Raw genomic sequence first — 20,299 nt, forward strand, 5'->3', positions numbered from 1 at the left:
CGCCCGTGCCGCCGCCGTTCCCTGCGGCGTCGGGCTTCCCGCCGCCCCCGCCAGCTCCCGCCGCAGCCGGCTTCCCGCCCGTGCCGCCTCCGCTGGCTCCTGCGGTCGCCGCTCCCGCGGTTCCGCCCCCGCCGGTGCCCGTCGCGGCTGGGGTTCCCGCAGCTCCGGTCCCGACCGCGCCTGCGGGCTTCCCGCCCGTGCCGCCCCCGCCGGCTCCCGCGGCTGCCGCCCCGGCGGTTCCGCCGCCGCCGGCTCCCGCGGCTGCCGCCCCGGCGGGTCCGCCGCCGCCGGCTCCCGCCGCATCCGGCTTCCCGCCCGTGCCGCCGCCGGCTCCTGCCGTCGCCGCTCCGATCGTCGTGCCGGCCGGTCCGCCCGCACCTGCGGGACCTCCGGCGCCCGCCGGCCCGCCCGCGGCCGCGGCCGTGCCCGCCGCCGCAACGGCTCCCACGCCCGTGGTCGTGCCGCCCGCACCGCCCACGCAGCCAGCGCCTGCGGAGGCAGCCTCCGCATCGTCCCTGTGGTCGGGCCCGATCCCGGTCGCCGCGCCGGTCGACACGGCGCTGGAGGCCGACGACGACTACGACGACGCGACCATCATGTCGCCGGTCGACGACGACGCGACCGTGCTGTCCGCGCGTCACCGTGCCGCCCGGTGGCTGCTCGTCACTGCCGACGGCGCCACGCACGAGCTCCCCGCGCAGGGCTCGGTCGAGATCGGGCGCGCGAGTCGCGGCCGTGGCGAGACACACGGCCACCTCTTCATCGCGGATCCGACGCGCACCATGTCGAAGTCTCACGTGCGTCTGCGGCGTGACGGCGACGACTGGTTCGTCACGGACCTCGACTCGACCAACGGCACGGCGAAGCGCGCCTCCGAGGGGGCGCGGACCGTTCTCACGCCGGGCGAGGAGGTCGCGGTCGACGGCGTTCTCGAGCTGGGCGACCTCGAGGTCCGGGTGCGTCGGGCCGACGAGGAGGGTTGAGCGGGTGACCGTGCTGGACCTGTGCGGCGGCGGCGCGACCGCGACCGGTCGCAGGCGTGCGAACGAGGACAGTCTGCTGGCCGAGGCGCCCGCGTTCATCGTGGCCGACGGGATGGGGGGCCATGCCGCGGGAGCCGAGGCGAGCCAGGCCGTCATCGAGGCGTTCCGTCCGCTGGCGGGCCGGATCGATGTCGAGCCCGCCGAGGCGGCCGGCTGCGTCGACCGCGCACGCGAGGCCGTGAGCCGGGTTGCGAACATCCATGGCGCGCAGTCGGGCTCGACCGTCACCGGAGCCGTCGGTGTCGCCCTCGCGGGCGTGCCGTGGTGGCTCGTGCTCAACGTGGGCGACTCGCGCGTCTACTCGTACGGCGCCGGCACGCTCGAGCAGGTCACGCGCGACCATTCGCGCGTGCAGGAGCTGGTGGACGCCGGACAGCTGTCGCCGGAGGAGGCCGAGGCGCACCCCGAGCGCAACGTCGTGACGCGGGCGATCGGCGACGGCGGCACCGGCGTCGATGTGTGGTTGGTCCCGCGCCGTCGCGGACGCACGCTGGTGGCGGTCTCGGACGGGCTTGTGAAGGCGTTGTCGGATGCCCAGATCGGGCAGCTCCTGGCGCACGGCGGCGAGCCGGGCGCGCTCGCGCAGGGCCTCGTCGACGCGGCTGTGGCCGCCGGTGCGCGCGACAACGTCACCGTGGTGGTCGCCCGCGCTGACGGGCAGGAGACCCCCGCCGGCGCGGAGACCTACGGCTGGCCCGTGTGGACCGGCGTCGTGACAGACGATGCGCTGGCCGCCGCCGTTCCCACGGCGAACGTCGCGTCCCCCTCCGTCGAGGTCACCGGGATGGGCGAGTCCGAGCCCGACGATGCGACGGTCGTGCCCGTGCGCCTGCGTGGCGAGCCGGAGCCCGAGCCCGATGCGGACGATGCCACGGTCGTGTCCGCGCGCCTGCGCGGCGAGCCCGAGCCGGAGCCGGAGCCGGACGATGCCACGGTCGTGTCCGCGCGCCTGCGCGGCGAGTCCGAGCCGGAGCCGGAGCCGGACGACGCGACGGTCGTGTCCGCGCGCCTGCGCGGCGAGCCTTCCGCCCCGATCGCGGCGCCCCCGGCATCGTCCGCCCCGAGCGGCGGCCCGCACTCGCATGTCGCGGTCCTCGAGCGCGAGGCACCCGAGCGCATCACGGCCGAGCTGGTGCACGTCGTCGCGCCTCCGTCCGTCGCCCCGCTCCTCGAGCCGTCGGAGCGCCAGCGGCGCGTGCGCGCGAAGGCGCGGCGGGCCCGCGCGACGTGGGCCGGGGTGATCACGGGCACGCTGTTGGCGATGGCAGGGCTGGCCGCGCTCGAGGTGTATTTGATCAGCGAGCTGTGAGCGTGGGGCGGCGTCAGTTGTCGTCGTGCCGCGTCCAGCGGAACGTGCGCACGGCGAGGACCAGGCCCGCGATCACCCACAGGGTCAGCACGATCGCCGTCGCAGGGTGCTGCCAGGACCCGCTCGCCTCGGCCGCCTCGAAGCTCTCGGGCAGGAACACCGAGCGCATGCCCTGCGCGAGCCACTTCAGCGGGAACACCGCCGCGACGTGCTGCAGGAACGTCGGGATCTGCGTGTAGACCAGGAAGACGCCGGACGTGAACTGCAGGAACAGCACGATCGGGGTGATGATCGCCGATCCGGCCTTGGCGTTGCGCAGCAGCGAGGACATCGCGATCCCGAGCGTGGTCGAGGCCGCGGTGCCCAGCAGGAACACCCACGTGAACGTCCACCACCCCGAGCCCGACGGCAACGACGCGTCGTACATCGCGACGCCGATCGCGACCAGCGCGGCGATCTGCACCACCGAGACGATGAGCACCTGCGCGACCTTCGCCGCGAAGAAGGACGTCGCGGGCAGGGGAGTGGCGTGGACGCGCTTGAGCACGTCCTCGTCGCGGTCGATCGCGATCGACATCGCGAGGGACTGGAAGCCGGTGTTGAGGATGCCCGACGCGACCATGCCCGGCAGGAAGTACTGTGCGAAGGACACCCCGTCCGCGATCTCCTGCCCCCCGAACACCGACCCGAAGAGCAGCAGCAGCATCATCGGGAAGAAGAAGATGAACACCATCTGCTCGCGGCTGCGCAGGAACTCCTTGAGCTCGACCACGAGCCGGCTGCGGGTCATCGAGGTCCACGTGGGCGCGGACGATGCGGTGGCGGCGGTCATGCCACGGCCTCCTCGGTCTCGGCGTGGCCGCGGGACGCGTCGTCGATGAGCTGCAGGTAGACGTCCTCGAGCGAGGGGTGCACCACCTCGAGCCCCTCGACCTCCCCGTCGGTGCGCGCGAGGAGCTCGCGCAGCAGCGCGCTCGGCGTCGCGGTCTCCACGGTGCGGGCGGTGCCGCCCTCCACCCAGCTGACCCGGGCATCGGCCGCCCGCGACCGCAGCCCGACCGGGGTGTCGAGCGCGACCATGCGGCCCGCCGCGATGATGCCGATGCGGTCGGCGAGGTGGTCGGCCTCGTCGAGGTAGTGGGTGGTGAGGAGGATCGTGGTGCCGTCCTCGCGGAGCGACTCGATGAGGGTCCAGAACTGGCGTCGCGCCTCAGGGTCGAAGCCCGTGGTCGGCTCGTCGAGGAACACGAGCTCGGGGCGGCCGATCACGGCGAGCGCGACGTCGAGCCGTCGCCGCTGCCCTCCCGACAGCGTCGCGGGCTTCGCGCCGGCCTTCTCGGCCAGGCCGACCGCCTCGAGGGTCGCGTCGACGTCCCGCGGGTCGGAGTAGAGGCTCGCGGCGTAGTGGAGCGACTCGCGGGCGGTGAGGGCGCCGTGCTCCGAGGTGCCCTGGAGCATGATCCCGAGCCGGCCGCGCCAGCCCTTGCCGGCGTGGTGTGGGTCCACCCCGAGGACCGTGACCTCGCCCGCCGTGCGCTTGCGGAAGCCCTCGAGGATCTCGACGGTGGTGGACTTGCCGGCGCCGTTCGGGCCGAGCAGCGCGAAGACCTCGCCGTGCGGGATCTCGAGGTCGAGCCCGTCGACGGCGTGCAGGTCGCCGTAGTGCTTGTGAAGGCCCTCGATGCGGATGGCCGGTTCGCTCATGGGGTCGAGCCTAGCCAGCATCGTCCCTGCAGTCCTGTGCCCCGGGGAAGGAAAGGGGCGCATCGTCCGGGTGGACGATGCGCCCCCCACGGGTCGCTCGGGCGCGCGCCTACTGCGCGAGCAGCTTCTGGATGCGCGTGACGCCCTCGACCAGGTCCTCGTCGCCGAGCGCGTAGCTGAGACGCAGGAAGCCCGACGGGCCGAACGCCTCGCCCGGCACCACGGCCACCTCTGCCTGCTCAAGGATCACGGTCGCGAGGTCGGCGGAGGAGGTGATCTCCGCCCCGCCGATGGTGCGGCCGATGAGCCCCTCGACGCTCGGGTACGCGTAGAAGGCGCCCGTGGGCGTCGGGCAGACCACGCCGTCGATCGCGCGGAGCATCTCGACCATCGTCTTGCGGCGACGGTCGAAGGCCGCCCGCATCTCGTGGACGGCCTCGAGGCCGCCCTCGAGCGCGGCGATCGCGGCGCGCTGCGCCACGTTCGACACGTTGGACGTGAGGTGGCTCTGGAAGTTGGACGCCGCCTTGGTGACGTCGGCAGGGGAGACCATCCAGCCCACGCGCCAGCCGGTCATGGCGTACGTCTTGGCGACGCCGTTGACCACGATCGTCTGGTCCGCGAGCTCCGGGACCACGCGCAGGATCGGGGTGAAGACGGCGTCGTCGTAGACCAGGTGCTCGTAGATCTCGTCGGTGACGACCCAGATGCCGTGCTCGAGGGCCCACTCGCCGATCGCCTTGGTCTGCTCCTCGGTGTAGACCGCGCCGGTCGGGTTCGAGGGGCTGCAGAACAGCAGCGCCTTGGTGTTCTCGGTGCGCGCCGCCTCGAGCTGCTCGACGGTGACCAGGTAGCCCTGGTCGGCGCCGGCGAAGACCTCGACCGGCGTGCCGCCCGCGAGCGTGATGGCCTCCGGGTACGTGGTCCAGTAGGGCGCGGGGAGGAGGACCTCGTCGCCCGGGTCGACGATGCTCGCGAAGGCCTGGAACACGGCCTGCTTGCCGCCGTTGGTCACGATGACGTTCGCCGGGTCGATCTCGTAGCCGGAGTCGCGCAGCGTCTTCGCCGCGATCGCCTTCTTCAGCTCGGGCAGGCCCGTCGCGGGCGTGTAGCGGTGGTTCCTCGGGTCCTTGGCAGCGGCGGCCGCCACCTCGACGATGAAGTCCGGCGTGGGGAAGTCGGGCTCGCCGGCGCCGAACCCGATGACGGGACGGCCGGCGGCCTTGAGCGCCTTCGCCTTGGAGTCGACGGCGAGGGTGGCGGACGGCGCGATGGCGCCGAGACGAGCGGAAACGCGACGAGAGGGCTTCATGCTGGTCATTGTTCCACTAGGCGGGGCCGCCGACAGCCGCGCGAGGGGGTCATCAGGCACCCGCAACCCGCGCTAGGCTGTCCGGGCGTCCAAGCGGGCGGCGACGAGGCCGCTCACCAGACCCGGGTTCGACTTCTCACCGGGAACCGCGTAACATTGGACGTCGGCGATTGACTTTCGCCAGGATGGCTCGCGCCCTGAGGGCGGCCGGACTGGTGCGGGAACAGAGCCGCGGGGGCCAACAACCCCCGAAGGGCAGTGGCGCAATTGGTAGCGCACCGGTCTCCAAAACCGGCGGTTGTGGGTTCGAGTCCCGCCTGCCCTGCGTCGCGCGGGGATCGCCCGCGTGAGCAATCCAGAGAGAAGGACTTTTCGGTGAGCGAATCTGCCGTGACGGATTCCGGAGAGAAGGACCCGCGGCACGAGACGCGCGAGGGTCTGAGCATCTTCGGACGCATCGCGCTGTTCGTGCGCCAGGTCATCTCGGAGCTTCGTCGTGTGGTCACCCCCACGCGCCAGGAGCTGATCCGCTACATCTGGATCGTCCTCGGCTTCGTGGCCGTGATGATGGCCCTGGTGTTCGTGCTGGACCTCGGGTTCGGCTGGATCTCGCAGAAGGTGTTCGGCGGCTGACGCCGCCCAAAGGGGAGTATGTGATGAGCGACGAGAACGTTGACGAGACCGTGGTCGAGGGCGTCGAGCCCGAGGCTGCCGTCGAGGACGATGCTGCGCTGCCCGCGATCGACGAGGCGCCGGCCGACCCGGTGGCCGAGTTCAAGTCGCGCCTGCGCACCCTCGAGGGCGACTGGTTCGTCGTGCACAGCTACTCGGGCCACGAGAAGCGTGTGAAGCAGGCGATCGAGCACCGCATCGAGAGCCTTCACATGGAGGACTACATCTTCGAGGTGCAGGTCCCCATGGAGGAGGTCTTCGAGATCAAGGGCGGCCAGCGCAAGCAGGTCACCCGTGTCCGCATGCCCGGATACGTCCTGGTGCGCATGTACCTCACGGACGAGTCCTGGGGCGCAGTGCGCAACACCCCTGGTGTGACCGGCTTCGTCGGCCACGCCCACAACCCCGTCCCGCTCACCGTCGACGAGGTCTACTCGATGCTGGCGACCAAGGAGGTGGCCGAGGCGGCCGCCGCCGAGGACGCCGCGGCACCGCAGACCCCCGTCGAGGTCGAGTTCGAGGTCGGCGAGTCGGTCACCGTCATCGACGGCCCGTTCGCGACCCTCCCGGGCACGATCTCGGAGATCTCTGTCGAGAGCCAGAAGCTCCACGTGCTCGTTTCCATCTTCGGCCGGGAGACCCCGGTCGAGCTGTCGTTCACGCAGGTCACCAAGATCTGACGCGCGACAGCGCACCCGCGGCCGCCAAGCCGCACAGGCAACAAGATAAGGACCCTCAACATGGCACCCGCGAAGAAGAAGAAGGTCACTGGGCTGATCAAGCTTCAGATCCAGGCCGGCGCCGCCAACCCTGCCCCGCCGGTCGGTCCGGCGCTCGGTCAGCACGGCGTCAACATCATGGAGTTCTGCAAGGCGTACAACGCGGCGACCGAGTCGCAGCGTGGCAACGTGATCCCTGTCGAGATCACCGTCTACGAGGACCGGACGTTCACGTTCATCCTCAAGACCCCGCCGGCCGCAGAGCTCATCAAGAAGGCGGCTGGCGTCGCCAAGGGCTCGGGCACCCCGCACACGGTCAAGGTCGCGAACCTGACCGACGCGCAGGTGCGTGAGATCGCCGAGGCCAAGATGGCCGACCTCAACGCCAACGACATCGACGCCGCTGCGAAGATCATCGCCGGCACCGCCCGCTCCATGGGCATCACGGTCTCCTAAGGACCTCACACCCCAGTGGGAGGGCCGCGCTGGCCCGTCACCACGAACTGCAAAGGAAGATCGCAGATGACCAAGCGCTCCAAGGCTTACCGCGACGCAGCCCAGCTCGTCGACCGTAGCCAGCTCTACACGCCGCTCGAGGCCCTCCGCCTCGCGCAGAAGACGGCCTCCAAGAAGACGGACTCGACCATCGACGTCGTCTTCAAGCTGGGCGTCGACCCCCGTCACGCGGACCAGATGGTCCGTTCCACCGTCATCCTGCCGAACGGCACCGGCAAGACCGCCAGGGTCCTGGTCTTCGCCAACGGTGACAAGGCAGAGGCCGCTCGCGAGGCGGGCGCCGACATCGTCGGTGGCGACGAGCTCATCGAGGAGGTGGCCGCCGGCCGCCAGGACTTCGACGCCGTCGTGGCGACGCCCGACCTCATGGGCAAGGTCGGCCGCCTGGGCCGCGTGCTCGGCCCCCGTGGCCTCATGCCGAACCCCAAGACCGGCACCGTGACCATGGACGTCACCAAGGCCGTGTCGGACATCAAGGGTGGAAAGATCGAGTTCCGCGTCGACAAGCACGCCAACCTGCACACCGTGCTGGGCAAGGCGTCGTTCGGCGACGAGAAGCTCCTCGAGAACTTCCAGGCCGTGCTCGACGAGGTGCTCCGCGCCAAGCCGTCCGCCTCGAAGGGCCGCTACATCGTGAAGGCCGCGATCTCGGCGACGCAGGGCCCCGGCATCCCGCTGGACGCCCTCGCCAAGTCCGAGGCGTAAGCACCCACGTTCCGACGGCCCGGTCCCCGCGAGGGGGCCGGGCCGTCGGCGTTCAGGGGGACGCGCCTCGTCCATTTGCATCTGTACGATGCGTCCCTTAAGATAGTCAGGCCCAAGACCGCCGGTCGTCGGCGCCGGGATCTCCCGGAGCCGACCGAAGCTCCGTTCATGCGGGGACCAGCGCAGGTGAAGCTGAAAGCGCCGAGTGCGCGGACGTCTGGGCGACCTTCGGGTCGCCCTTTCTGTTTCGCGGACCAGGCCTCCCGGCCCCGCCTGCGCGGGGCCTTTCTCATGTCCGGGCCGGATGGTGGTCATCCGAAGGAAGGACAAACATGGCGACGCCAGACAAGGTGAACGCTGTTGCAGAGCTCGCGGACGACTTCCGCAGCTCCGCGGCGGTGCTGATCACCGAGTACCGCGGCCTCTCCGTCCCGCAGCTCGCGAAGCTGCGCGGTGAGATCCGTGGCGCCGCGACCTACAAGGTCGCGAAGAACACTCTGACGGCGCTCGCGGCCAAGGACGCCGGCATCGAGGGTCTTGACGACCTTCTCGTCGGCCCCACGGCCATCGCGTTCGTCACCGGTGACCCGGTGGAGGCCGCGAAGGGTCTCAAGGCTTTTGCCAAGGAGAACGACAAGCTCGTCATCAAGGGCGGCGTTCTCGAAGGCAAGGTGATCTCCGCTGATGAGGTCAAGAAGCTGGCGGACCTCGAGTCCCGCGAGGTTCTGCTCGCCAAGGCAGCCGGCGCTATGAAGGCGTCGCTCTTTGGTGCTGCATACATGTTCCAGGCGCCGCTGGCTCAGGCCGCGCGTGCCGTCGACGCCCTGCGTGCGAAGCAGGAAGACGCAGCCTGATCCAGGCTGCACCCCACTACACACATCTGCTTCACGCAGGCAAGAGAGAAGGAAGTCATCATGGCTAAGCTCACCACCGAGGAGCTCATCGAGCAGTTCAAGGAGCTCTCGCTCATCGAGCTCTCGGAGTTCGTGAAGGCGTTCGAGGAGACCTTCGAGGTCACCGCCGCCGCTCCGGTCGCCGTCGCCGCCGCCGCCCCCGCGGGCGAGGCCGCTGCCGAGGTCGAGGAGAAGGACGAGTTCGACGTCATCCTCGCCGCGGTCGGCGACAAGAAGATCCAGGTCATCAAGGAGGTCCGCGCGCTGACCGGTCTCGGCCTGGGCGAGGCGAAGGCGCTTGTGGACGAGGCCCCCAAGGCCGTCCTCGAGGCCGCGAAGAAGGACGACGCTGAGAAGGCGAAGGCGCAGCTCGAGGCTGCCGGCGCCACCATCGAGCTCAAGTAAGCTCGTTCGGCCTCAGCCGAAGCACTGGAACGGGGTCGGGTCCGCAAGGGCCCGGCCCCGTTCTGCTGTCCCCGGACGTCGACGATGCGGCGGTTGCTTTTCGGGCACGATCGGCGTGTCGTCTGGATTCCGGGGATTCGGACTGGACAATCCGCACGAGCCGCGGTAGTCTGACGACTTGCGCTGTCTATCGCCCTGCCCTCATATGCCTACCTGGCGTGCGTCCGCTTGTAGCGGGTTTCGCCCCAGGATCCGGTGGAGCCGCGGCTAGGCATCGTGGTCACGCACGATCATAAAGGGAAGGAACCCCCCTTGGCTGCCTCGCGCACCGATTCCGCCATCTCCAACCGTTCCGCATCGCGCCGTATCTCCTTCGCCCAGATTCAGGACCCCATCGAGGTTCCTAACCTGATCGGGCTCCAGACGGAGAGCTTCGACTGGCTGCTGGGCAACACCGCCTGGCAGCAGCGCGTCACCGCCGCCAAGGACAGCGGCCGGAACGACGTCCCGGAGGTGGCAGGCCTCCAGGAGATCTTCGAGGAGATCTCGCCCATCGAGGACTTCGGACAGACCATGTCCCTGTCGTTCTCGGACCCGTACTTCGAGGAGCCGCGCTACACGCCCGAGGAGTGCAAGGAGAAGGACTTCACCTACTCCGCGCAGCTCTTCGTGACCGCGGAGTTCATGAACAACACCACGGGTGAGATCAAGTCTCAGACCGTGTTCATGGGCGACTTCCCGCTCATGAGCGGCCAGGGCACGTTCATCGTCAACGGCACCGAGCGCGTCGTCGTGTCGCAGCTCGTCCGTTCGCCCGGCGTCTACTTCGAGCGCACCCCCGACAAGACGTCCGACAAGGACATCTTCACCGCGAAGGTCATCCCCTCGCGCGGCGCCTGGCTCGAGTTCGAGATCGACAAGCGCGACGCCGTGGGCGTCCGCGTCGACCGCAAGCGCAAGCAGCCCGTGACGCTCTTCCTCAAGGCGCTCGGCATGACCGACGACCAGATCGCCGAGGAGTTCGCGCAGTTCCCGGCCATCCTCGAGACCCTCGCCAAGGACACCGTCCACGCGCACGAGGAAGCGCTCGTCGACCTGTACCGCAAGCTGCGCCCGGGCGAGCCGCCGACCGTCGAGGCCGGCCAGAACCTGCTCGACAACTTCTACTTCAACTCCAAGCGCTACGACCTCGCGAAGGTCGGCCGCTTCAAGCTGAACAAGAAGCTCGGCCTCGCCAAGGAGCTCGGCGACTCGGTGCTCGGTCTCGACGACATCGTCGCGACGATCAAGTACATCGCCGCGGCGCACGCGGGCATCGCGACCCTCGAGGGTGCCGCGGGCGAGATTCGCGTCGAGACGGACGACATCGACCACTTCGGCAACCGCCGCATCCGCGCGGTCGGCGAGCTGATCCAGAACCAGATCCGCACGGGCCTGTCGCGCATGGAGCGCGTGGTGCGTGAGCGCATGACGACGCAGGACGTCGAGGCGATCACGCCGCAGACGCTCATCAACACGCGTCCCGTGGTCGCCGCGATCCGCGAGTTCTTCGGCACGTCGCAGCTGTCGCAGTTCATGGACCAGAACAACCCGCTCGCGGGCCTCACGCACAAGCGTCGTCTCTCGGCGCTCGGCCCCGGCGGTCTCTCCCGTGACCGCGCGGGCATGGAGGTCCGTGACGTCCACACCTCGCACTACGGCCGCATGTGCCCGATCGAGACCCCTGAGGGTCCGAACATCGGTCTGATCGGCTCGCTCGCGTCGTTCGGTCGCATCAACCCGCTCGGCTTCGTCGAGACCCCGTACCGCAAGGTCGTCAAGGGCATCGTCACCGAGCAGGTCGACTACCTCACCGCGGATGACGAGGACCACTACGTCATCGCGCAGGCGAACGCCGGTCTCGACGACAACAACCGCTTCACCGACGAGCGCGTGCTCGTCCGTGGCAAGGGCGGAGAGGTCGAGTTCGTCGCGCCCGAGGCGGTCGACTACATGGACGTCTCGCCGCGCCAGATGGTGTCGGTGGGTACCGCCCTGATCCCGTTCCTCGAGCACGACGACGCGAACCGCGCGCTCATGGGCGCGAACATGCAGCGCCAGGCGGTGCCGCTGGTCCGCTCCGAGGCGCCGCTCGTCGGCACCGGCATGGAGCGCCGCGCGGCGATCGACGCCGGCGACGTCATCGTCGCGAACAAGGAGGGCGTGGTCACCGAGGTGAGCTCGGACCTCGTCACCGTGGCGAACGACGACGGCACGACCGGCTCGTACCGCATCGCGAAGTTCCAGCGCTCCAACCAGGGCACGTCGTACAACCAGCGCGTGATCGTCGACGAGGGCGACCGCGTCGTCGTCGGCTCGGTCATCGCGGACGGTCCTGCGACCGACGAGGGCGACCTCGCGCTCGGCAAGAACCTGCTGGTCGCCTTCATGTGCTGGGAGGGCCACAACTACGAGGACGCGATCATCCTGTCGCAGCGCCTCGTGCAGGACGACGTCCTCTCCTCGATCCACATCGAGGAGCACGAGGTCGACGCCCGTGACACGAAGCTCGGCCCCGAGGAGATCACCCGCGACATCCCGAACGCCTCGGAGGAGGCGCTCGCCGACCTCGACGAGCGCGGCATCATCCGCATCGGCGCCGAGGTCCGCGCGGGCGACATCCTGGTCGGCAAGGTCACCCCGAAGGGTGAGACCGAGCTGACCCCGGAGGAGCGCCTGCTGCGCGCGATCTTCGGCGAGAAGGCCCGTGAGGTCCGCGACACGTCGCTCAAGGTGCCCCACGGCGAGTCCGGCACGGTCATCGGCGTGCGCGTGTTCACCGAGGAGGACGGCGACGATCTCCCGGCCGGCGTCAACCAGCTGGTCCGCGTGTACATCGCGCAGCGCCGCAAGATCCAGGAGGGCGACAAGCTCGCCGGCCGTCACGGCAACAAGGGCGTCATCTCGACGATCCTGCCGGTCGAGGACATGCCGTTCCTCGAGGACGGCACGCCGGTCGACGTCATCCTCAACCCGCTGGGTGTCCCCGGTCGTATGAACGTCGGCCAGGTCCTCGAGACCCACACCGGCTGGATCGCGAAGCACGGCTGGGACGCGACCGGCGCCGAGGGCGAGTGGACCAAGAACCTCCCCGCGGACGCGGTCACGTCGGAGCCGGGCACCCCGGTCGCGACGCCGGTGTTCGACGGCCTCCGCGAGGACGTCCTCGGCGGCCTGCGCACGGTGGTCAACCCGAACCGTGACGGCGTGCGCCTCGTCAACCAGGAGGGCAAGGCCCGCCTGTACGACGGTCGCACCGGTGAGCCGTTCCCGGAGCCGATCGCGGTGGGCTACAAGTACATCCTCAAGCTCCACCACCTGGTCGACGACAAGATCCACGCGCGCTCGACCGGCCCGTACTCGATGATCACGCAGCAGCCGCTGGGTGGTAAGGCGCAGTTCGGTGGCCAGCGCTTCGGCGAGATGGAGGTGTGGGCCCTCGAGGCGTACGGCGCCGCCTACGCGCTCCAGGAGCTCCTCACGATCAAGTCGGACGACGTCACCGGCCGCGTGAAGGTCTACGAGGCGATCGTCAAGGGACAGAACATCCCGGAGCCCGGTCTGCCGGAGTCCTTCCGCGTCCTCATGAAGGAGATGCAGTCGCTCTGCCTGAACGTCGAGGTCCTCAACCACGAGGGTCACGTCATCGAGATGCGCGAGACCGACGACGACGCCTACCAGGCGGCCGAGTCGCTGGGCATCTCGCTGTCCAGCCGCCCCGATGCCTCGAGCGTCGACGAGATCTAAGAGCCCCGAGCTCACTCCATACAGGACAAGTTTCAGTGCCGGCATCCAGCCGGAGTTAAGGAAGTAGAACCTTGCTCGACGTGAACGAGTTCGGCGATCTGCGCATCGGCCTTGCGACCGCGGAGGACATCCGCAACTGGTCGCATGGAGAGGTGAAGAAGCCCGAGACGATCAACTACCGCACGCTCAAGCCGGAGAAGGACGGCCTGTTCTGCGAGAAGATCTTCGGCCCCACCCGCGACTGGGAGTGCGGCTGCGGCAAGTACAAGCGCGTCCGCTACCGCGGCATCGTCTGCGAGCGCTGCGGCGTCGAGGTGACCCGCTCGAAGGTCCGCCGTGAGCGGATGGGCCACATCGAGCTCGCCGCCCCGGTGACCCACATCTGGTACTTCAAGGGCGTCCCGTCGCGCCTCGGCTACCTGCTCGACCTCGCCCCGAAGGACCTGGAGAAGGTCATCTACTTCGCGGCGTACATGGTCACCGAGGTGGACGAGGACGGCCGCCACGAGGACCTTCCCCAGCTCCGCAACGAGATGGAGAAGGAGAAGAAGGCCCTCGCCAACGACCGCGACGTGCAGATCAACGCGCGTGCCGAGAAGCTCGAGAAGGACATCGCCGAGCTCGAGGCCGAGGGCGCCAAGGCCGACGTGAAGCGCAAGGTCAAGGACGGCGCCGAGCGCGAGATGGCGAACATCCGCAAGCGCGCGGACGCCGAGATCGAGCGACTCGACGCGATCTTCGACCGCTTCGCCAACCTCAAGGTCCAGGACCTCGAGGGCGACGAGATGCTGTACCGCGAGATGTCGCGCCGCTACGGCTCGTACTTCAAGGGCTCGATGGGTGCGGAGGCGATCCAGAAGCGCCTCCAGACCTTCGACCTCGAGGCCGAGGCGGAGAAGCTGCGCGAGATCATCGCGACCGGCAAGGGCCAGCGCAAGACCCGCGCCCTCAAGCGCCTCAAGGTGGTCAACGCGTTCCTCACGACCACCAACTCGCCCGAGGGCATGGTGCTCGACTGCGTGCCGGTCATCCCGCCGGACCTGCGTCCGATGGTGCAGCTGGACGGTGGCCGCTTCGCGACCTCCGACCTCAACGACCTGTACCGCCGCGTCATCAACCGCAACAACCGCCTCAAGCGTCTGCTCGACCTCGGTGCTCCCGAGATCATCGTGAACAACGAGAAGCGCATGCTCCAGGAGGCCGTGGACTCGCTGTTCGACAACGGCCGTCGCGGCCGCCCCGTCACGGGTCCCGGCAACCGCCCCCTCAAGTCCATCTCGGACATGCTCAAGGGCAAGCAGGGTCGCTTCCGTCAGAACCTGCTCGGCAAGCGCGTCGACTACTCGGGCCGTTCGGTCATCGTGGTCGGCCCGACCCTGAAGCTGCACCAGTGCGGTCTGCCCAAGCAGATGGCGCTCGAGCTGTTCAAGCCCTTCGTCATGAAGCGCCTGGTCGAGCTCAACCACGCGCAGAACATCAAGTCGGCCAAGCGCATGGTCGAGCGTTCGCGTTCCGAGGTCTGGGACGTGCTCGAGGAGGTCATCCGCGAGCACCCCGTGCTGCTGAACCGTGCGCCCACGCTGCACCGTCTGGGCATCCAGGCGTTCGAGCCTCAGCTGGTCGAGGGCAAGGCCATCCACCTGCACCCGCTCGTCTGCGGCGCGTTCAACGCCGACTTCGACGGTGACCAGATGGCTGTGCACCTGCCCCTGTCGGCGGAGGCGCAGGCCGAGGCCCGCGTGCTGATGCTCTCGAGCAACAACATCCTCAAGCCGTCCGACGGCCGCCCGGTGACCATGCCCTCGCAGGACATGATCATCGGCCTCTACCACCTCTCCCTCCACAAGGAGGGCGAGACGGGCGAGGGCCTGGTCTTCGGGTCGCAGGCCGAGGCGCTCATGGCGTACGACGCCGGCGCGATCTCGCTCAACGCCGAGATCTCGCTGCGCGTCGACGGCGACACCGTGCCGCCGGTCGACTTCGAGCTGCCCGAGGCCCACGTCGCGGGTGAGCCGTTCATGCTCACCACGACGCTCGGCCGCTCGCTGTTCAACGACCTGCTGCCGGTGACGTACCCCTACGTCAACCGCAACGTCGACAAGAAGGTCCTCGGCGACATCGTCAACACGCTCGCCGAGCGCTACCCGAAGGTCGAGGTCGCGGCCTCGCTCGACGCCCTCAAGGCGGCGGGCTTCCACTGGGCCACCCGCTCGGGCGTGACCATCGCCATCGGCGACGTCGCGACGCCGTCGAACAAGCAGGAGATCCTCGAGCGCTACGAGGCTCTGGCCGCTAAGGTCCAGGACCAGTTCGACACCGGTCTGATCACGGACGACGAGCGCCGCCAGGAGCTCATCGAGATCTGGACGCAGGCGACCAACGAGGTCGACAAGTCCATGCGCGAGTCCTTCCCCAAGCACAACACCGTCCACACGATGGTCGGCTCGGGTGCTCGTGGTAACTGGATGCAGGTCCGCCAGATCGCCGGTATGCGCGGCCTCGTGGCGAACCCGAAGGGCGAGATCATCCCGCGCCCGATCAAGTCGAACTACCGTGAGGGCCTGTCCGTCCTCGAGTACTTCATCGCGACCCACGGTGCCCGCAAGGGCCTCGCGGACACCGCGCTGCGTACCGCGGACTCGGGTTACCTCACGCGTCGACTGGTCGACGTCTCGCAGGACGTCATCGTCCGCGAGGAGGACTGCGGCACCGAGCGCGGCCTGACGATGCCCATCGTCGAGGTCCTCGCCGACGGCACCAAGGTCAAGCACGACCGCGTGGAGACCTCGGTCTTCGCCCGCACGCTGGCGACGGACGTCCTCAACGCTGCCGGCGAGGTGGTCGCCAAGGCCGCCGCCGACATCGGCGACGTCCTCATCGACAACCTCATCGAGCACGGCGTCACGGAGGTCAAGGTCCGTTCGGTCCTGACCTGCGAGTCCGTCGTGGGCACGTGTGCGCGCTGCTACGGCCGCTCGCTCGCCACCCGCGAGCTCGTGGACATCGGCGAGGCTGTCGGCATCATCGCCGCGCAGTCGATCGGTGAGCCCGGCACGCAGCTGACGATGCGTACGTTCCACACCGGTGGTGTCGCCTCCGCGGATGACATCACGCAGGGTCTGCCGCGTGTCCAGGAGCTCTTCGAGGCCCGTACCCCCAAGGGTGAGGCCCCGATCTCCGAGGTCACCGGCGTGATGAAGGTCGACGACTCCGAGGCGACCCGTCGCCTGGTGGTCACCCCGGACAACGGGGACGAGCCGGTCGAGTACCCGGTCACCAAGCGTTCGCGCCTCCTGGTCCAGGACGGCGAGCACGTCGAGGTGGGCCAGCAGCTCGTCGCCGGTGCGGTCGACCCGAAGAACGTGCTGCGCATCCTCGGCCCGCGTGCCACCCAGAAGCACCTGGTGGACGAGGTCCAGAACGTGTACCGCTCGCAGGGCGTGGAGATCCACGACAAGCACATCGAGGTCATCGTGCGGCAGATGCTGCGCCGCGTGACCGTGCTGGACTCGGGCGAGACCAACCTGCTTCCGGGCGAGCTCGTCGAGCGTGCTCGCTTCGAGGGCGCGAACCGCGAGACCGTGACCGCCGGCGGCAAGCCCGCCTCGGCGCGTCCCGAGCTCATGGGCATCACGAAGGCGTCGCTTGCGACGGAGTCGTGGCTGTCCGCGGCCTCCTTCCAGGAGACCACGCGCGTCCTCACCGAGGCGGCGATGTCCGGCAAGTCGGACTCGCTCCTCGGACTCAAGGAGAACGTCATCATCGGAAAGCTCATCCCCGCTGGTACCGGCCTCGCGCAGTACCGCACGGCGACGGTCGAGCCCACCGAGGAGGCGAAGGCCAACCTCTTCCCGACCTTCGGGTACGAGGAGTGGGACGGCCAGTACTTCGGCGAGGGCACCGGCGAGGCCGTGCCGCTCGAGGAGTTCGACATCCGAGACTGACATACGACGGGGCCGGGCGGTTGTTATGCCGCTTTTGACGGCGGCGCGGCGCGCAGGTATCTTAGATGCTTGTGCCCGCGTCGCCGGGCCCCCGAGTCGCGCCCAGCGCGCGATACCCGATGGATCGACACGCCCGGGCGCGGGGGTCGGCCGATACGAGAAGAACGTTCCCGCAGAACCACAGAGACACGGAGAAGTAGTGCCTACGATTCAGCAGCTGGTCAGGAAGGGTCGCCACCCCAAGGCCTCGAAGACCAAGACCCCGGCTCTTCAGTCGAGCCCCCAGCGTCGCGGCGTGTGCACGCGCGTCTACACGACCACCCCCAAGAAGCCGAACTCGGCCCTTCGCAAGGTTGCCCGCGTGCGCCTGTCGACCGGCATCGAGGTCACCGCGTACATCCCCGGTGAGGGCCACAACCTCCAGGAGCACTCGATCGTGCTCGTCCGCGGTGGTCGTGTGAAGGACCTCCCGGGTGTCCGCTACAAGATCGTCCGTGGCTCGCTCGACACGCAGGGCGTCAAGAACCGCAAGCAGGCTCGCAGCCGCTACGGCGCGAAGATGGAGAAGAAGTAATGCCTCGCAAGGGACCGGCCCCCAAGCGGCCGATCATCAACGACCCCGTCTACGGCGCTCCGGTCGTCACGCAGCTGATCAACAAGGTCCTGCTCGACGGCAAGAAGTCGACCGCCGAGGCGATCGTCTACGGCGCCCTCGAGGGCGTCCGTGAGAAGTCGGGCCAGGACCCGGTCGTCGTGCTCAAGCGCGCGCTCGACAACATCCGCCCGGCGCTCGAGGTCCGCAGCCGCCGCGTCGGTGGCGCGACCTACCAGGTCCCCGTCGACGTGCGCCCCGTGCGTCAGACCACGCTCGGCCTGCGCTGGCTGGTCGACTTCTCGCGCCAGCGTCGCGAGAAGACCATGACCGAGCGCCTCATGAACGAGATCCTCGACGCCTCCAACGGCCTCGGCGCCGCTGTCAAGCGCCGCGAGGACATGCACAAGATGGCCGAGTCGAACAAGGCGTTCGCGCACTACCGCTGGTAGTCGCAGGCCAGTTCGTTCGCACTAGAACCGAGGAGAACCACTCGTGGCACAGGACGTGCTGACGGACCTCACGAAGGTCCGCAACTTCGGCATCATGGCCCACATCGATGCCGGCAAGACGACGACGACCGAGCGAATCCTGTTCTACACGGGTATCACCTACAAGATCGGCGAGGTGCACGACGGTGCCGCGACGATGGACTGGATGGCCCAGGAGCAGGAGCGTGGCATCACGATCACGTCGGCTGCGACGACGTGCTTCTGGAACAACATCCAGCTGAACATCATCGACACGCCCGGTCACGTGGACTTCACGGTCGAGGTGGAGCGCAACCTCCGCGTCCTCGACGGTGCCGTCGCCGTGTTCGACGGCAAGGAGGGCGTCGAGCCCCAGTCGGAGACCGTCTGGCGCCAGGCCGACAAGTACAACGTCCCCCGCATCTGCTTCGTCAACAAGATGGACAAGATCGGCGCGGACTTCTACTTCACCGTCGACACCATCAAGTCGCGCCTCGGTGCGCGTCCGCTGGTCATCCAGCTGCCGATCGGTGCCGAGTCGGACTTCCTCGGTGTGATCGACCTGGTCCAGATGAAGGCCCTCGTGTGGCCCGGCGATGCCAAGGGTGACGTCACCCTGGGCGCGCAGTACGAGACGCAGGAGATCCCGGCCGACCTCGCCGAGAAGGCGGCGGAGTACCGCGCCGAGCTGCTCGAGACGGTCGCCGAGACCGACGAGGCGCTCATGGAGAAGTACTTCGAGAGCGGCGACCTGTCGGTCGACGAGATCAAGGGCGCCATCCGCAAGATGGTTATCGCCTCCGAGATCTACCCGGTCCTGTGCGGCTCCGCGTTCAAGAACCGTGGCGTGCAGCCCATGCTCGACGCGGTCGTGGACTACCTCCCGTCGCCGCTCGACATGCCGGCGATCGAGGGTCACGACGTCCACGACGAGGAGAAGGTCATCGAGCGTCACGCCGACGCGAACGAGCCGTTCTCCGCCCTCGCGTTCAAGATCATGACGCACCCCTTCTTCGGCCGTCTGACCTACATCCGCGTGTACTCCGGCAAGGTCGACTCCGGCGCCCAGGTCATCAACGCGACCAAGGGCAAGAAGGAGCGCATCGGCAAGATCTTCCAGATGCACGCCAACAAGGAGAACCCGGTCGACTCGGTCACCGCGGGCCACATCTACGCCGTGATCGGCCTCAAGGACACCACCACCGGTGACACCCTGAGCGACCCGAGCTCGCAGGTGGTCCTCGAGTCGATGACCTTCCCCGAGCCCGTGATCCACGTGGCGGTCGAGCCCAAGACCAAGGGCGACCAGGAGAAGATGTCGGTCGCGATCCAGAAGCTGGCCGAGGAGGACCCCACCTTCCGCGTCAAGCTGGACGAGGACACCGGCCAGACCGTCATCTCCGGCATGGGCGAGCTTCACCTCGACATCATCGTCGACCGCATGAAGCGCGAGTTCAAGGTCGACGCCAACGTCGGCAAGCCGCAGGTCGCGTACCGCGAGACCATCCGTGGCACCGTCGAGAAGCACGACTACACCCACAAGAAGCAGACGGGTGGCTCCGGCCAGTTCGCCAAGGTGCAGATCTCGATCGCGCCGCTCGAGGCCGACGCCGAGGTCATGTACGAGTTCGAGAACGCCGTGACCGGTGGTCGCGTGCCGCGCGAGTACATCCCGTCGGTCGACGCCGGTATCCAGGACGCGATGAACGTCGGCATCCTCGCCGGCTACCCGATGGTGGGCGTCAAGGCCACCCTGCTGGATGGCCAGTACCACGACGTCGACTCGTCGGAGATGGCGTTCAAGATCGCCGGTTCGATGGCCTTCAAGGAGGCCGCTCGCAAGGCCCAGCCGGTGCTCCTCGAGCCCGTCATGGCCGTCGAGGTCCGTACGCCCGAGGACTACATGGGCGACGTGATCGGCGACCTCAACTCCCGCCGTGGCCAGATCCGCCAGATGTCCGACGCCGCGGGCGTCAAGGTCATCGACTCTCTGGTCCCGCTGTCGGAGATGTTCGGCTACGTCGGCGACCTGCGTTCCAAGACGCAGGGTCGTGCGGTGTACTCGATGACCTTCGACAGCTACGCCGAGGTTCCTCGCAACGTTGCCGAGGAGATCATCGCTAAGACCCGGGGCGAGTAGTCCCACCGGTTGAAGTAGGAAACAATACGACCAGTAGGGATACGCCCCACGATGGCAGCGGCCATCGGCAGTCGGATCCTCTACCCGAG

The 20,299-nt window shown here is 68.7% G+C and carries 16 protein-coding genes and 1 tRNA gene; 14 read left to right on the top strand and 3 right to left on the bottom strand.

The window, feature by feature from the left end:
* The first annotated feature begins 422 nt into the window (after window positions 1-422).
* Together AOM06_RS04295 and AOM06_RS04300 are read left to right on the top strand one after the other, a co-directional pair.
* Window positions 423-983, top strand: a complete 561-nt coding sequence (locus tag AOM06_RS04295; protein WP_156163580.1) for an FHA domain-containing protein — start codon at window positions 423-425, stop codon at window positions 981-983.
* Window positions 984-987: 4 nt separating this feature from the next.
* Window positions 988-2,352 carry a PP2C family protein-serine/threonine phosphatase gene (locus tag AOM06_RS04300; RefSeq protein ID WP_062303245.1) on the top strand — a complete coding sequence of 455 codons (1,365 nt, stop codon included), beginning with the start codon at window positions 988-990 and terminating at the stop codon, window positions 2,350-2,352.
* 13 nt (window positions 2,353-2,365) lie between these two features.
* Here AOM06_RS04300 and AOM06_RS04305 read toward each other — a convergent pair whose 3' ends face one another.
* The 3 genes from AOM06_RS04305 to AOM06_RS04315 all read right to left on the bottom strand — a co-directional run bounded on the left by AOM06_RS04305 (window position 2,366) and on the right by AOM06_RS04315 (window position 5,377).
* Window positions 2,366-3,184, bottom strand: a complete 819-nt coding sequence (locus AOM06_RS04305) for an ABC transporter permease (protein WP_062303248.1) — start codon at window positions 3,182-3,184, stop codon at window positions 2,366-2,368.
* The gene (locus tag AOM06_RS04310) at window positions 3,181-4,056 is read right to left on the bottom strand and encodes an ABC transporter ATP-binding protein (RefSeq protein WP_062303250.1); all 876 of its coding nucleotides are present in this window, start codon (window positions 4,054-4,056) and stop codon (window positions 3,181-3,183) included. Before AOM06_RS04310 ends, AOM06_RS04305 begins: the two co-directional genes overlap by 4 nt.
* Before the next feature lie 109 nt (window positions 4,057-4,165).
* Window positions 4,166-5,377, bottom strand: coding sequence for a pyridoxal phosphate-dependent aminotransferase (locus AOM06_RS04315; protein WP_062303252.1), 1,212 nt, complete (start codon window positions 5,375-5,377; stop codon window positions 4,166-4,168).
* Between the two features lie 243 nt (window positions 5,378-5,620).
* Here AOM06_RS04315 and AOM06_RS04320 point away from each other — a divergent pair.
* From AOM06_RS04320 to fusA, 12 genes are all read left to right on the top strand, one after another.
* A tRNA-Trp gene (locus AOM06_RS04320) sits at window positions 5,621-5,693 on the top strand.
* A gap of 50 nt (window positions 5,694-5,743) precedes the next feature.
* Window positions 5,744-6,001 (top strand): preprotein translocase subunit SecE, encoded by a 258-nt coding sequence (secE, locus tag AOM06_RS04325; RefSeq protein WP_062303254.1) that lies wholly within the window; start codon window positions 5,744-5,746, stop codon window positions 5,999-6,001.
* 23 nt (window positions 6,002-6,024) lie between these two features.
* Complete coding sequence (gene nusG / locus AOM06_RS04330; RefSeq protein ID WP_062303257.1) at window positions 6,025-6,720, top strand: transcription termination/antitermination protein NusG; 696 nt, start codon at window positions 6,025-6,027, stop codon at window positions 6,718-6,720.
* Between the two features lie 60 nt (window positions 6,721-6,780).
* Complete coding sequence (rplK, locus tag AOM06_RS04335) at window positions 6,781-7,215, top strand: 50S ribosomal protein L11 (RefSeq protein WP_062303259.1); 435 nt, start codon at window positions 6,781-6,783, stop codon at window positions 7,213-7,215.
* Window positions 7,216-7,281: 66 nt separating this feature from the next.
* Window positions 7,282-7,980, top strand: coding sequence for a 50S ribosomal protein L1 (gene rplA / locus AOM06_RS04340; RefSeq protein ID WP_062303261.1), 699 nt, complete (start codon window positions 7,282-7,284; stop codon window positions 7,978-7,980).
* A gap of 332 nt (window positions 7,981-8,312) precedes the next feature.
* Window positions 8,313-8,834 (top strand): 50S ribosomal protein L10, encoded by a 522-nt coding sequence (gene rplJ, locus AOM06_RS04345; protein ID WP_062303264.1) that lies wholly within the window; start codon window positions 8,313-8,315, stop codon window positions 8,832-8,834.
* 60 nt (window positions 8,835-8,894) lie between these two features.
* The gene (rplL, locus tag AOM06_RS04350; protein WP_062303266.1) at window positions 8,895-9,278 is read left to right on the top strand and encodes a 50S ribosomal protein L7/L12; all 384 of its coding nucleotides are present in this window, start codon (window positions 8,895-8,897) and stop codon (window positions 9,276-9,278) included.
* Between the two features lie 312 nt (window positions 9,279-9,590).
* Window positions 9,591-13,064, top strand: a complete 3,474-nt coding sequence (gene rpoB, locus AOM06_RS04355) for a DNA-directed RNA polymerase subunit beta (RefSeq protein WP_062303268.1) — start codon at window positions 9,591-9,593, stop codon at window positions 13,062-13,064.
* A gap of 71 nt (window positions 13,065-13,135) precedes the next feature.
* On the top strand, window positions 13,136-17,008 hold the full coding sequence (locus AOM06_RS04360; protein ID WP_062303269.1) for a DNA-directed RNA polymerase subunit beta': 3,873 nt from the start codon (window positions 13,136-13,138) through the stop codon (window positions 17,006-17,008).
* A gap of 199 nt (window positions 17,009-17,207) precedes the next feature.
* Complete coding sequence (gene rpsL / locus AOM06_RS04365) at window positions 17,208-17,582, top strand: 30S ribosomal protein S12 (protein WP_042213193.1); 375 nt, start codon at window positions 17,208-17,210, stop codon at window positions 17,580-17,582.
* Window positions 17,582-18,052, top strand: a complete 471-nt coding sequence (rpsG, locus tag AOM06_RS04370) for a 30S ribosomal protein S7 (protein WP_042213191.1) — start codon at window positions 17,582-17,584, stop codon at window positions 18,050-18,052. The genes rpsL and rpsG overlap by 1 nt, the downstream gene beginning before the upstream one ends.
* A gap of 43 nt (window positions 18,053-18,095) precedes the next feature.
* Complete coding sequence (gene fusA, locus AOM06_RS04375) at window positions 18,096-20,210, top strand: elongation factor G (RefSeq protein ID WP_062303272.1); 2,115 nt, start codon at window positions 18,096-18,098, stop codon at window positions 20,208-20,210.
* The last annotated feature ends 89 nt before the right edge of the window (window positions 20,211-20,299 follow it).

Origin of the sequence: Demequina subtropica (genome assembly GCF_000971235.1) — a bacterium.
Classification (GTDB): Bacteria; Actinomycetota; Actinomycetes; order Actinomycetales; family Demequinaceae; genus Demequina; species Demequina subtropica.